Origin of the sequence: Bacillus sp. SH5-2 (assembly GCF_008368905.1) — a bacterium.
Classification (GTDB): Bacteria; Bacillota; Bacilli; order Bacillales; family Bacillaceae_G; genus Bacillus_A; species Bacillus_A luti.
This window is the reverse complement of record NZ_QOSD01000006.1, coordinates 248624-262873: the sequence shown is the minus strand read 5'-3', so window position 1 is coordinate 262873 and position 14250 is coordinate 248624. Positions and strand designations below refer to the sequence as shown.

Below are 14250 nucleotides of genomic sequence, written 5' to 3'. Positions count from 1 at the left end.
TTTTTCTAAGAGAGTATTTTCTTTTATTTCATATTGGTTTTAAAATCAGGAAATTCCGTATCGATTCGGTAGAAGTATATTAACTTAGAACAAAAGAATATGTATTTTTTATTTTTTAAACATTAATATTCATTTAAAAAAACGAATATTTCCACAATAAAATATAAATACATAGTAAGTTGAATTTAAAAAAAGATGCTATCTTCTAGCATCTTTTTTTCTTTAAGAGGAAATATCATTGGTACTTATATTATTTAAAATTCAAATGCGAGCATATAAATAAGGGAAAAGGAGATAATATCTAACAAATTATAATTGGAAATGGTATTTTAGGTCAGAAATGTTTTTATATTAACTAGGTTATTGGTACTAAGTAAGCATAATGTCTCGCTTTTCTGCTCTTTAATCTTATAGTTATTTTTTATTAAGTACATACCGTTCTTTAGAAATCTCAATCCTAGCAGAGTATATAAATTGGGTGATAAACATGTGGAACATAATTACTTCTTATCTTCCAGATTGGAAAGTCTTTGTACAAGCTTTTATTTTGTTTTTAATTCCGTATACTATCTCAAGATTTTTTCATTGGGTTCGTATGTCAGAGAAAGAGTGGGAAGAATGAGTTGGTGGAAGTCAAGAGACAAACAAGTGAAAAAAAATAATATTAAAAGTAAAACGAAACAAGATCAAAAGCCTTCTCAAAATGCAACCGTTCATTTCACAAATGATTTTGCCTCTAACTTAGAACTTATAAAGCAACAAATCGGACATAATTCTGATGTTCGCTTTCGGAAGTTTAATATTGGACGCACAGATATTCAGGCTGGGATCATTTTTGTTGATGGTCTATCAGATAAAGAGATAATTGACAAACATATTATGAAATTACTAATGGATGATTTTTCTGACGAATATAAAAATGAATCTTCTTATGTGGAGGGGACTGTTTCAAAAGAATATATTAAAAATAAAGTTCTTACAATTAGTGAAGTAGCAGAAGTCCATTACATAAAAGATTTGATATCCAAAGTATTGATAGGTTCAACAGCTCTTTTAATTGATGGTTTAGCAGATGTGTTTATTCTTGGTACAACAAAAGCAAATAAACGAAACATTGAAGAACCAGTATCGGAGGCATTAGTCAGAGGTCCACGGGTGGGTTTTACTGAAGTATTAAGTGATAATACCTCACTTTTGCGACGGCATTGTGCGGATGAGAACTTATCATTAGTAAAGCTACCAGTAGGAGAACGTGCAAAGAAAGAGCTAGTTGTCGCATTTATTAAAGATCTTGCTAGTACAGAATTGGTGGAAGAAATAAAAAATAGAATTCAGAAAATTGACATAGATAGTGTACTCGAATCTGGTTACATAGAGCAACTCATTGAAGATAATTATCTCAGTCCTTTTCCGCAGATTCAAAATACAGAACGACCTGATCGTGTTATTAGTGCTTTGATGGAGGGCCGGGTAGCTATTTTGTTAGATGGAACACCATTTGTTTTAATTGCTCCAGTTACATTTAGTATGCTGCTGCAATCACCAGAAGATTATTATGAAAGGTGGATTCCTGGTACGCTTCTCCGCTTATTACGCTTCATGACAGCTTTTGTTTCATTATTTGCTCCAGCACTGTATATTTCTTTTATTTCATTTCATCCAGGATTAATTCCCACCAAGCTCGCTATTTCTATTATCGGATCGCGAGAAGGAGTTCCTTTTCCCGCTTTAATAGAAGCGTTAATTATGGAAGTAGCTATCGAAGTTTTACGAGAAGCAGGTTTACGTCTGCCTAAACCGATTGGACCTGCAATGGGAATTGTGGGCGGTTTAATAATTGGTCAGGCTGCCGTAGAAGCAGGAATTGTTAGTCCAATAATGGTTATCGTTGTTGCGGTAACAGCTATTTCTTCTTTTACTATCCCGCAATATAGTGTGGGAATTACGTTACGCATTCTTCGTTTTGTAGCTATGTTTTGTGCTGCGATATTTGGCTTGTATGGTGTTATTCTCTTCTTTCTTTTACTTTGCAGTCATTTAGTGAAACTGAAAAGTTTTGGCGTTCCTTATACTAGCCCTGCTGTTCCATATCGATTTAGTGACTGGAAAGATTTTATGGTTCGCATGCCATTAAAAATAATGAGACGTCGACCGAAAATAATGCATACAAAAAAAACTATCCGCAAAAGGTAGCTGATGACGAAAGGAAGTGGCCTTCAGTGATTACTAAACCTAAAGACCGAATAACAACTTCGCAAGCAGTTGTTATTATTGTAAATTATATACTTGGAACGGGAATCCTCACTCTGCCCAGAGCATCTGTGGAAAAAGTGAAAACACCAGATGTATGGCTAAGTGTGATATTAGGTGGGATACTCGCAATGGTTTCAGGAGTAATTATGGTCAAATTAAGTCAGCAGTTTCCAGATAAAACATTTTATCAATACAGTCAAGATATTGTAGGGAAATGGATAGGCAGGTTGCTTAGTTTTCTTATTATAGGGTATTTTCTTACAACTTCAGCGTTTCAAATTCGTTCAATGGCAGAAGTAATAAGCTTTTTTTTACTGGAAGGAACTCCTACATGGGCCATTATTATGCCTTTTATGTGGATAGGTCTCTATTTGATTATGAGTGGTATTAACTCGATTGCACGGATGTTTGAAATAATATTTCCTATTACTTTTTTTATTTTTTTACTCATTTCCTTTATGAGTATAGGAATATTCGAGATAGATAATCTCCGTCCCGTATTAGGTTTGGGAATTAAACCAGTGTTAGATGGGATAAAAACAACGTCTCTCGCATATACAGGTCCTGAAATTATGTTAATTCTTTTGGTGTTTATGGAACAACGAAATAAAGCAGTAAAAGCTATTTTAGTTGGAATTTCTATTCCGTTAATTTTTTATGTAATAACTGTTGTAATGGTCATTGGTGCATTATCAATTGATGGGGTTGTAACAAGAACATGGCCGACAATTGACCTTATGCGCAGTTTTGAAATTTCTGGTTTGATATTTGAACGTTTTGAATCTTTACTGCTTGTAATATGGATTATGCAAATATTTGCTACATATACAATTAGTTACTATGCAGCTGCATTAGGATTAGCGCAACTCTTTAAAAAGAGTATTCATCCGTTTATTTTTGCTTTGATTCCAATCATTTATATCATTGCTATGACTTCAAAAAATATAAATGATTTGCTTAAATTGGGGGATATGCTCGGTAATGCTGCTTTATTTTTATTTGGTTTACTGCCACTGCTTCTCCTTATTATTACGCGATTAAAAGGAGGAGTAGCGTGAAAAATAAATTTAATAATATGCAGTTCTATTTGGTTTTGTTATGTACGCTTTTGCTTCTATTTTTAACAGGATGTTGGAGCAGTAAAGAAGTAGAACAGTTGAGTTTAACAGCAGGTATAGCACTAGATAAAGGGAAGGATTCAACAATTGAGAAAGAGGATGAGGAAGGAGGTTATCCTAAAAGAAATCTTATAACAGCTACTTATCAAATTGTTAGTTCGCAAGCACAAAGTAAAGGAAACGGACAACAAAAACGTTATATAAATGTTTCTGAGACCGGTGATTCCATTCATCAAATTGTTCGTGAGTTTTCATTGAAAAGAGAGAGCGCAATGTTCAGCCCACATTTAAAAAACATTGTTATTAGTGATAGTCTTGTACGTACATACAGTTTAGAACAATTACTTGAACAGTATCTCCGTGACAATGAAGTTCGGCTTAGCTGTATGGTCTTAATTAGCAAGGGTCTAGCGAAGGAGGTACTGGAATCAAACAAAAAAGGAGAAATCCCAGCATTTCGTTTGTCTGGAATTGCAGATAATAGAAATAGAACAACAAGGATTTTACCTCCTGTATCGCTCGCTAAATTGGAAGGAAAGATGCGGTCAGGGTCCAGTTTTCTATTGCAAAATGTAATCTCGATAAATGGGGAAACAAAATTTGCAGGAGCTGCTGTAATTAAAGGGAAAACAAAAAAGTTGATGGGCTTTTTAAATGAACAAGAATTGGAAGGAGTAGTATGGATAAACGGAAAAAGGAATGGTGGTGTGGTAAAAACTTTTGATAAAGAATCAAAGAAACTCATTATATACGAAATAAAGTCAATAAAAAGCAAAATCATACCACATGTTAACGGAAATAATATTTCCTTTGATGTAAACATTGAATCAGAAGGGCGTTTGTCTGAAAATTGGATGCAATCAGGAAAAGATTTTGAAAATGAATTTTTAAAAAGGGAAGAAAAAGCTATTGAAAAAGAAGTAAAGCACTTAGTACATCATGTTACAAAAAAAATACAAAAAGAATATCAAGTCGATATTGCGGGTTTTGGCAACCAATTAAGAATTAAACACCCGAGAACATGGGAGAAAGTCAAAAAAGATTGGGATCGAACATTTAGTAAGGTACCGATTAAATATCATATAAATGTAACTATACAAGATTATGGAGCATCAAGTTTAAAACGGTGAGATACCTTAATTGACATTATATTTGCATTAAAACAAAAAGTTACAAAAATTTTAATTTGTTTTTGTAACTTTTTGTTTTTTTATGTCCTTCTTATTATAAATTAAAGAAATGATTTATTAAAAGTTCATTCTTTCTTTATCCTATGCATTTTTTGGCGCTATAAAGTAGATAACAACCGTTACTATTGGCGTTTTATTTAACGTTAGGAAAGAAAGAGGAATCATTATATGTCCTTTACTAGTTTGAATAGGAGGGAGTTTGAAGTGCAAGCGAAAGCGGTGAAAATAGAAGAAATTTTTGAAAATAAGTAATTATTAGAGGTATATGTAAGCTCTATATAGGAAGGAGAATTTTAAAATTCTATTGATAAACCCAGTAATTGTAATAGCCCTTATTTAGAATAATAATTTCAAAATCAATAAAGTTTAGAATAGAAGGAGCAAGATCAAATTATTATGAATAAACAAATAGGATTTATCGGATGTGGAAACATGGGTATTGCTATGATAAGGAGAATGATTAATAAAAATATAGTGTCTCCAAATCAAATAATTTGTTCAGATTTAAACGTTAGTAATTTGAAAAGTGCTAGCGATAAATATGGCATAACTATAACTACTAACAACAATGAAGTCGCTAACAGTGCCGACATTTTAATTTTATCAATTAAACCAGACTTATACTCATCAGTAATTAACCAAATAAAAGACCAAATAAAGAATAATGTAATTGTTGTCACTATTGCTGCAGGAAAAAGTATTAAAAGCACTGAGAATGAATTTGATAGAAAGTTAAAGGTTGTTAGGGTAATGCCTAATACACCGGTACTTGTTGGAGAAGGAATGTCTGCGTTATCTTTTAATGAAATGGTTATAGAAAAAGATATAAAAGAGATACTAAATATATTTAATATTTTCGGCCAGACGGAGGTCGTAAATGAAAAACTAATGGATGTTGTTACATCTATTAGTGGTTCTTCTCCAGCATATGTGTATATGTTTATAGAAGCCATGGCAGATGCTGCTGTACTGGACGGTATGCCGAGAAATCAAGCTTATAAATTTGCGGCTCAGGCTGTATTAGGTTCTGCAAAAATGGTATTGGAAACGGGAATACATCCAGGTGAATTGAAGGATATGGTTTGTTCTCCAGGTGGAACGACGATAGAAGCTGTAGCAACACTAGAAGAAAAAGGTTTAAGAACAGCTATCATTTCAGCTATGAAACGTTGTACGCAAAAATCTATGGAAATGTCTAGTTTAACTAGTAAGTGAGAAGCTTTGTTTAGGCGTAATTTCATATCCATTCATGTAAGCTGTTATTTAAATTAAAAGCTTGTTGCTATTTCTTATAGGGAGCGGGGGCATAAAATTGCCTTTCGCAACGGTGTTCTAGGCTGGAATAAACTAGATTAATATATAAATTATAGGGAAAATAAAGAGCGTATACAAATGTATAATCGGAGGAGTTGTTATGTCAAATAAAGTTCCTACTTCCTTTATCATTATTATAGGATTGATGCTGTTTGCATTGTTTTTTGGAGCAGGAAATTTAATTTTTCCACCTATGCTTGGTCAAATGGCTGGAAAAAATGTATGGATAGCCAATGCAGGATTTTTAGTTACTGGAGTTGGTTTACCATTGTTAGCAATAACAGCATTTGTCTTTTCAGGTAAAAGTGATTTGCAATCTTTAGCTAGTCGTGTACATCCGGTGTTTGGTATTGTATTTGCGATCGTTCTCTATCTAGCGATTGGTCCCTTTTATGCCATCCCTAGATCTGGAAATGTATCATTTGAAATTGGAATTAAACCGTTTTTATCAAATGATGCAGGTCCTGTTGCATTAACCGTATTTACAATCTTATTTTTCACAGTTACATGCTTATTATCCCTTAATCCTACAAAAATTATTGATGTAGTTGGAAAAGTTTTGACTCCTATCAAATTGACTGTTATTGGGATCCTTGTCGTCGTTGCTTTTATTCATCCAATTGGAAGAATTCAAGCACCTACTGAATTGTATGCATCAGATGCATTTTTTAAAGGTTTTCAACAAGGATATTTAACATTAGATGCTCTTGGAGCTTTTGTTTTCGGAATCATTATTGTGAATGCAATTAGAGAAAAAGGAGCTACGACTAAAAAGCAGCTTATGATTGTTTGTGTAAAAGCAACGGCTATTGCTGCTACACTCTTAGCTCTTATTTATACTGCCCTTTCCTATATGGGCGCTTCGAGTGTAGAAAAACTAGGTCGTTTAAATAATGGGGCTGAAGTTTTAGCGAAAGTTTCGGACTATTACTTTGGTTCGTATGGTGCAATTTTCTTAGGTGTAATGATTATAGTGGCATGTTTAATTACAAGCGTAGGACTTATCACTGCTTGTTCTTCTTTTTTTCATAAATTATTTCCAAATATTTCTTACAAAAAGCTTGCTATTATTTTGTCCGTTTCCAGTACACTAGTTGCGAATATAGGATTAACACAATTAATTATGATTTCAATCCCTGTATTAATAACTATGTATCCAATTGCTATTACCTTAATATTCCTAACATTTTTACACTCTGTATTCAATGGTAGATTTGAAGTATATCAAGGGAGTTTGATATTGACATTTATTTTTAGTTCATTAGATGGATTAAAAGCTGCTGGAATAGAGAATGGGGTAATTCAGAATTTTCTTGAGTATTTTCTTCCATTATATAGTGTAGGTTTAGGATGGGGATTTCCGGCTATTATAGGCGGTGTATGTGGGTATATTGTTAGTGTATTACGGAAGAAAAATACCTTAAGTTCTGGAGAAACTCAATTAAATAAATAAATTATTTTTGTTTATCATATCATTATCGGGGACACAAAACTAATTATCTCTTTGGAATGAAAAAATCTTTTATTTATATCTTTGGAGGTAAATTGAAATAGCTATAACACATTATAGCTGATGTTTGTTGAACACTGGATGAAAGAGAAAAAATAGAATGTTTCAAATTTATTTAACGTAAAAGAAATATTATAAGACTATCTAATAACTAAGTAAATTCATATACAACAATAATAAGAGCAAACCTTATTTTAAAGGGGATACAGAGAATATGAGTAATTTATTAAAAAAGAAATCCGTTACACAATTGTTAGAGCATAATCAAAGTAAGAGCTTAACGAAAACATTAGGAGCATTTGATTTAATTATGTTAGGGGTAGGCTCGATAATTGGAACGGGGGTTCTTGTGTTAACTGGGTTAGTAGCAGCAAGAGATGCTGGTCCAGCAGTTATTTTTTCATTTGTACTTGCAGCAATTATATGCGGATTTATAGCATTATGTTACGCAGAAATTGCTTCCACACTCCCGGCATCTGGTAGTGTATATACGTACTCATATGCAACAATTGGTGAGTTTGTTGCTCATCTAGTAGGTTGGTCTTTACTGTTAATATATATTGTGGCAACAGCGGCTGTCGCTGCTGGATGGACAGGCTATTTCCGCAATTTAATAAAAGGATTTGGATTAGAGATACCTAAAGCTCTAGTAACGATTCCTTCGCATGGGGGTATTGTGAATCTACCAGCAGTAATCATTACATTGATATTAGCATGGATGTTATCCCGTGGTACGAGGGAAAGTAAACGAATCAATAATATAATGGTATTGATTAAAATTGGAATGATTTTATTGTTTATTACAGTTGGTATATTCTATGTAAAACCAATGAACTGGATACCAATTGCACCATACGGGTTAAGTGGGGTTTTTACGGGTGGAGCAGCTATTTTATTCGCTTTCACGGGTTTTGATATATTAGCAACTTCAGCAGAAGAAGTAAAAGATCCGAAACGTAATCTTCCCATCGGTATTATTGCATCATTAATCATATGTACAATTATTTATGTTATGGTATGCCTTGTTATGACAGGAATGGTTTCCTATAAAGAATTAAATGTTCCTGAGGCAATGGCTTATGTAATGGAAGTGGTAGGACAAGGAAAAGTCGCTGGTGTAATTGCTGCAGGTGCTGTAATTGGCCTTATGGCTGTTATTTTTTCAAATATGTATGCGGCAACACGAGTATTCTTTGCAATGAGTCGTGATGGATTGTTACCGAAATCATTTGCGAAAGTTAATAAGAAAACTGGAGCACCCACTTTTATAACTGGATTGGCAGGAATAGGAAGTTCAATAATAGCTGGGTTTATTGATTTGAAAGAATTGGTTAATTTAGTTAATATCGGTAGTTTGGTGACGTTTGCGTTAGTTTGTCTATCAGTTATTATTCTCCGTAAATCACACCCAAATTTAAAACGTGGATTTATGGTACCTTTTGTACCTGTATTACCAAGCGTTTCAATTGTATGTTGTGTGTTTTTAATGCTAAATTTACCGTTAAGTACCTGGGTGTACTTTAGTATTTGGATTACTATTGGGGCAGTCATATATTTCCTTTATTCGATAAAACACAGTAATTTAAATGAGGAAACGATCTCGAAATTACATGATAAAATTGCGAGATAATAACGATAGAAAATTTTATTAATAATCATATTGATAGTTGAGTAACATAGAAACAGTTTTTGACATTTAGCAAGAGATAAAATAAGAGATGCTAGGGCAGCCAAGTACTTTTTTAGAAACCTTGCTTGTTTTCTACGATTTAAAGCTGCTAAGGAGAGGGAGAAGTATGAGTGAATTGCATTTTATGAGTCTAGAAGAACTGGATAATGAATTAGAAAAAGATGACAGTGGTATTTATTTCATTAAAGATTATAATGACAATATTATTTATGTAGGCAAGGCTTTTAGTATAAAAAGTAGAGTATTAGCTCATTTTAATAGTTATTCCAATATTAAGGAATATGTACATTTATTTAATAAAGTAGCGTATCTCATTGAAGATAGTTTGTTAAAACGCTCATTGTTACAAGTTACTTATATGATTAAATATAAACCAGTATTAAACAAAGAAGTCCAAAAAGAATTCCCAGAGTTATATACTCAATACATTAAGCAGACAAATAAAAAATCTATGTTGTTAGAAATTGATGAAGCTAAAGAAAAAAGGGATGGGTTAAAGAATAAATTAGTAAAATTAGTAGGCGGAAAAACTATGTTTTATGACATAATTTCTCTGTTAAACAATGGATATAACTATCATGTTCTCGCAAAAGTATTGAGCATAGAACTTCAAACTTTAATTATAATGAAAGAACACCGAAACAAATTTCCGATACCACATAATTATAAGAGGACAATAAAGCATCAAGATATAATGTATGCTTTATCTGGAAAAAAGAATTTAAGTACTTCAAGGTTAAACACTTAACTTTAAAGTAGTAAATTCGTTGCTTTTAGCACTTCAACTAGACTGTGTCCCAAAAAGTTAGAAAGGTCGGTTTATTAGGTAGCCTCTAGGGAATGAGCCTAGTACAATACTGGGTTCATTCCCTTTGATTTTTCCTTGATTCTTTCATGATTATAGTACTTTATATACTTTGCTAATTCTTGCTTGAAATCTGTTATACTTTCAAATTCTTTCGATACAGAAATAGACATACAAAAACACCATCCTTTCTTATAAATCTACAGAAAGAATAGCGTATTTTTCAAAAATGAGTTCCTTTATTGAAAAGCTTTGGTTCTATATGACAGATAAAAGGGCAGGCAACGCTAAAATAGTGGGAAGTCCTTGTTTCACGATAATTGATTTATTGGATGTGAAACCTCCGAAAATAGCTGCTACCACCACACAAATGATGAAAAATAATTGAATCATATAACCAATGGGATTGTTTTCAAGTATAAGACCCCAAATGAGGCCAACTGCTAAGAATCCATTATATAAACCGTTTACAAATTAATTGTCTAAGTATTTCTAAGTTCAAAGAGTGCAGTGTCTTCGTTTTTTATTGAATCAACTTTTAAATGTTGGTTCAATATTTTCTATTCTCTTGGCACTTAGTTCTCGTTTACTTCTCACAAAAGCAATAAAATCTATGATCTCTTCTGTTGACAGTTCTTCTCCATCTATTAAAAGTGTTGGATCTGGATCTTTTAGGAGTCTTGTAATCTCAATTACATCTTTGTTCTGATGTGAATGTTCAATTCTGCCTAATATATAATCTACAGACGTATCAAATAAATCGGCTATTTTAGATAAAGATTGTAATGAAGGTAATCTATAACCATTTTCATACCCAGCATAGGTGCTTTTCGCAATCCCAAGTCGATCTGCTGTCTCTTGTAAGGACCATTTTTGATTTTTTCTTAATTCAGATAAACGTTCCAGCATTCGTCTCATACCCCATCTAATTTTATTAAATTAATTATAACATAGAAAAAGAATCAAGAATAGAAAAAAGTATGCGTATTGAATACAAAATCTTGATTAATTCAAATTAAGTTCTATAATGATAACTATAAGTATGCATTTCGCGAACGATATATCGTTGTTTATTTTATGGAGGGGTTGTGTATGAAGAGAATTTTATTACTGGCAACTGGTGGGACAATTGCATCTGTGGAGGGGAGTGAAGGGCTTGTTCCAGGATTATCTGCTGAGGAATTATTGAATTATTTTTCGAAGTCATCTCGAAACTTAGAAATAGATTGTAAAATCTTAATGAATATTGATAGTACTAATATGCAACCTGAGCACTGGAAAGAAATAGCTAATGCTGTTTTTAATCATTATGATGACTATGACGGGTTTGTGATTACACATGGAACGGATACGTTAGCTTATACATCTTCCGCCCTATCTTATATGCTTCAAGGTTTAAAAAAACCAGTTGTTTTAACAGGTTCACAAGTACCTATTAGTTTTAAAAAGACAGACGCAAAGAAAAATGTAGCTGATGCTCTTAGATTTGCCTGTGAGGATGTTGGCGGTGTGTTTATTGTTTTTGATAGTAGGGTGATTATTGGGACGAGAGCAGTTAAAATGCGAACAAAAAGTTATGATGCATTTGAAAGTGTGAATTATCCATATGTTGCTGAGGTAAATGAAGATGAAGTGAAATATCATTGGAAGCCAACGTCCTCCCATAATGAACTTTCAATAGATACTAATTTATGTACGGATGTTTTTCTTATGAAATTGTATCCAGGTACAAAGCCGGAGATATTTGATTGTTTAAAAGATTTGTATAAAGGGGTTATTATTGAAAGTTTTGGTAACGGCGGATTACCTTTTGAAGGAAGGAACTTGCTTTCGAAAATTCAAGAATTGACTGAAATGGGGATTGCTGTAGTGATTACTACTCAATGCCTGGAAGAAGGGGAAGACATACTTCTCTATGAAGTAGGACGAAAAGTGGCGCAACATCAAGTAATATTATCTGGAGATATGAATACGGAAGCCATCTTAGCAAAATTGATGTGGACGCTTGGAAAAACTAATAAATTAGAAGAGATTAAAAAAATTATTGAAGAGCCTTTAGCCTATGATTTAACAATAAAATCTGATAAGGATTGGTAATGACTCCATATGATTTATTTAGGTTTTACATTTAATATAGGGGAGAAATTAAAATGTCAATGACAAACAAGAACATGCGAGTGGAGAAGGATTTTTTGGGAGAAAAGGAATTACCTATTAAGGCATATTACGGAATTCAAACTTTACGCGCTGTTGAAAATTTCCCGATTACAGGGTACAAAATTCATGAAAGTTTAATTAGAGCGTTCGCAATTGTAAAAAAAGCAGCAGCGCTTGCGAATACAGATGTAGGAAGATTGGAATTGAACAAGGGCGGCGCGATCGCAGAAGCTGCTCAAGAAATTCTTGATGGAAAATGGCATGATCATTTTATCGTAGATCCAATCCAAGGCGGAGCAGGTACTTCAATGAACATGAATGCAAATGAAGTCATCGCCAATCGTGCTCTTGAATTATTAGGAATGGAAAAGGGAGACTATCATTATATTAGTCCAAATAGCCATGTAAACATGGCGCAATCAACAAACGATGCATTCCCAACGGCGATTCATATCGCTATATTAAACGCATTAGAAGGTTTATTACAAACGATGGGTTATATGCACGATGTATTTGAATTAAAAGCAGAACAGTTCGATCATGTGATTAAAATGGGGCGTACACATTTACAAGACGCTGTGCCAATTCGTCTTGGACAAGAATTTAAAGCGTACTCTCGTGTACTTGAACGTGATATGAAACGAATTCAGCAATCACGTCAACACTTATATGAAGTGAACATGGGAGCAACTGCAGTTGGTACAGGCTTAAATGCAGATCCAGAATATATTGAAGCAGTTGTAAAACATTTAGCTGCAATTAGCGAACTACCACTAGTTGGTGCAGAAGATTTAGTAGATGCGACGCAAAATACGGATGCTTATACTGAAGTATCTGCAGCACTTAAAGTATGTATGATGAATATGTCTAAAATTGCGAATGACCTTCGCTTAATGGCATCAGGTCCACGTGTTGGCTTAGCGGAAATTATGCTACCTGCTCGTCAACCAGGTTCATCTATTATGCCAGGGAAAGTAAACCCTGTTATGCCAGAGGTAATTAATCAAATTGCGTTCCAAGTCATTGGTAACGACCATACAATTTGCCTTGCTTCAGAAGCAGGTCAATTAGAATTAAACGTTATGGAACCAGTCCTTGTTTTCAACTTACTTCAATCAATTAGCATTATGAATAACGGTTTCCGTGCCTTTACAGATAATTGCTTAAAAGGAATTGAAGCGAATGAAGATCGCTTAAAAGAGTATGTTGAGAAGAGTGTAGGAATTATTACAGCCGTGAATCCTCATATCGGTTATGAAGCAGCAGCTCGCGTTGCGAAAGAAGCAATCGCGACAGGGCAGTCCGTTCGAGAACTTTGTGTGAAAAATGGTGTATTGTCACAAGAAGACTTAGAGTTAATTCTAGATCCATTCGAAATGACACACCCAGGGATTGCAGGAGCAACTCTTTTAAAGAAAAATTAAAAGAAGAGGGGGGGGGGGCAAGCCCCTCCCCTTTTTTACAATATAGGGATGTTATATGTGAATAGAGGTAGGGAGGTTATAAGTAAGTATACAGTAGCGTCTAATGGTTCATAGAAACAAAATTAAGAGGAACAGAAATATAATCAACATCACTTTTAAATAAAGAGGATTTATTAAAACATCCTATCATATTAACAACAAGCTTACATGAATCTTTATAAAGAACTATGACCAACCATTAATAAATAGTTGGCCATAATTATCTTAAAAATCCATATCTTTTAATCCGGGACTATGCTCATTTGGCATTTCAGGAAGCTCTGGTACAGGAAAACCTTTTGGCGGTTCCGTTACTGTTAATGTTCCTTTGGTTCTACTTGGTGATTCACCTTGGAATATTTCTCCCATTCTTGTTGGATCTAAGCTGAAATTAAATTGTGCATTATGGAATCCCATGTCTACATATTTTCTGCACTCTGGGTATTTATTAATATCATAGTTCGGCACAGGGAAGAGTTTTCCCCATTCGACCCTTAATGTCTCTAAAGCTTTTGCAAAAGCATTTTGATGTGCATTATCACGTACAATTAAAAATGCAAGAGTTTCTCTAAATGTTTGATTAGAACTCATTTCATAAATTCTAGTCTTTTGAAGTACACCTGTAGATTCAAGTACGACATTATCTAGTAAATCGCTAATTAAGTTTCCATGACTATATACCCAAGATCCATTCCATGGGTTGCTAGCTGCATCAAAATGCAAAGTTTTTCGGAAATAACTATTTTCGAT

Annotated in this window: 10 protein-coding genes and 3 pseudogenes; 9 read left to right on the top strand and 4 right to left on the bottom strand. The window is 33.5% G+C overall.

The features are described 5' to 3' along the window. Positions 1 to 618: 618 nt before the first annotated feature. From DN410_RS06340 to DN410_RS06310, 7 genes are all read left to right on the top strand, one after another. Positions 619 to 2193 (top strand): spore germination protein, encoded by a 1575-nt coding sequence (locus DN410_RS06340; RefSeq protein ID WP_149175843.1) that lies wholly within the window; start codon positions 619 to 621, stop codon positions 2191 to 2193. Between the two features lie 26 nt (positions 2194 to 2219). Further along, positions 2220 to 3311, top strand: coding sequence for a spore germination protein (locus DN410_RS06335; protein ID WP_149175842.1), 1092 nt, complete (start codon positions 2220 to 2222; stop codon positions 3309 to 3311). After that, positions 3308 to 4501 carry a Ger(x)C family spore germination protein gene (locus DN410_RS06330; RefSeq protein ID WP_149175841.1) on the top strand — a complete coding sequence of 398 codons (1194 nt, stop codon included), beginning with the start codon at positions 3308 to 3310 and terminating at the stop codon, positions 4499 to 4501. The genes DN410_RS06335 and DN410_RS06330 overlap by 4 nt, the downstream gene beginning before the upstream one ends. 456 nt (positions 4502 to 4957) lie before the next feature. Beyond that, positions 4958 to 5776, top strand: a complete 819-nt coding sequence (proC, locus tag DN410_RS06325; protein WP_149175840.1) for a pyrroline-5-carboxylate reductase — start codon at positions 4958 to 4960, stop codon at positions 5774 to 5776. 199 nt (positions 5777 to 5975) lie between these two features. Next, positions 5976 to 7328, top strand: a complete 1353-nt coding sequence (brnQ5, locus tag DN410_RS06320) for a branched-chain amino acid transport system II carrier protein BrnQ5 (RefSeq protein WP_149175839.1) — start codon at positions 5976 to 5978, stop codon at positions 7326 to 7328. Positions 7329 to 7599: 271 nt separating this feature from the next. Further along, positions 7600 to 9015 (top strand): amino acid permease, encoded by a 1416-nt coding sequence (locus DN410_RS06315; protein WP_149175838.1) that lies wholly within the window; start codon positions 7600 to 7602, stop codon positions 9013 to 9015. A gap of 166 nt (positions 9016 to 9181) precedes the next feature. Further along, a complete protein-coding gene (locus DN410_RS06310) occupies positions 9182 to 9823 on the top strand; it encodes a nucleotide excision repair endonuclease (RefSeq protein WP_149175837.1) in 642 nt (213 codons plus the stop codon). 98 nt (positions 9824 to 9921) lie between these two features. Here the strand turns inward: DN410_RS06310 and DN410_RS06305 are convergent. The 3 genes and pseudogenes from DN410_RS06305 to ansR form a co-directional block, all read right to left on the bottom strand. Then, positions 9922 to 10035: pseudogene (locus tag DN410_RS06305) on the bottom strand (IS3 family transposase); the annotation flags it as partial. Between the two features lie 103 nt (positions 10036 to 10138). Next, positions 10139 to 10345 (bottom strand): annotated as a pseudogene (locus tag DN410_RS06300) (DUF1304 domain-containing protein); the annotation flags it as partial. Positions 10346 to 10411: 66 nt separating this feature from the next. Continuing rightward, positions 10412 to 10789 carry an HTH-type transcriptional regulator AnsR gene (ansR, locus tag DN410_RS06295; RefSeq protein WP_149175849.1) on the bottom strand — a complete coding sequence of 126 codons (378 nt, stop codon included), beginning with the start codon at positions 10787 to 10789 and terminating at the stop codon, positions 10412 to 10414. A 183-nt stretch (positions 10790 to 10972) separates the two neighbouring features. Here ansR and ansA point away from each other — a divergent pair, with 183 nt between their 5' ends. Together ansA and aspA are read left to right on the top strand one after the other, a co-directional pair. Then, positions 10973 to 11977 (top strand): asparaginase, encoded by a 1005-nt coding sequence (gene ansA / locus DN410_RS06290; protein ID WP_149175836.1) that lies wholly within the window; start codon positions 10973 to 10975, stop codon positions 11975 to 11977. A gap of 53 nt (positions 11978 to 12030) precedes the next feature. Continuing rightward, positions 12031 to 13461 (top strand): aspartate ammonia-lyase, encoded by a 1431-nt coding sequence (gene aspA, locus DN410_RS06285; protein WP_149175835.1) that lies wholly within the window; start codon positions 12031 to 12033, stop codon positions 13459 to 13461. Positions 13462 to 13725: 264 nt separating this feature from the next. Here the strand turns inward: aspA and DN410_RS06280 are convergent. Then, positions 13726 to 14223: pseudogene (locus tag DN410_RS06280) on the bottom strand (manganese catalase family protein); the annotation flags it as partial. Positions 14224 to 14250 lie beyond the last annotated feature (27 nt).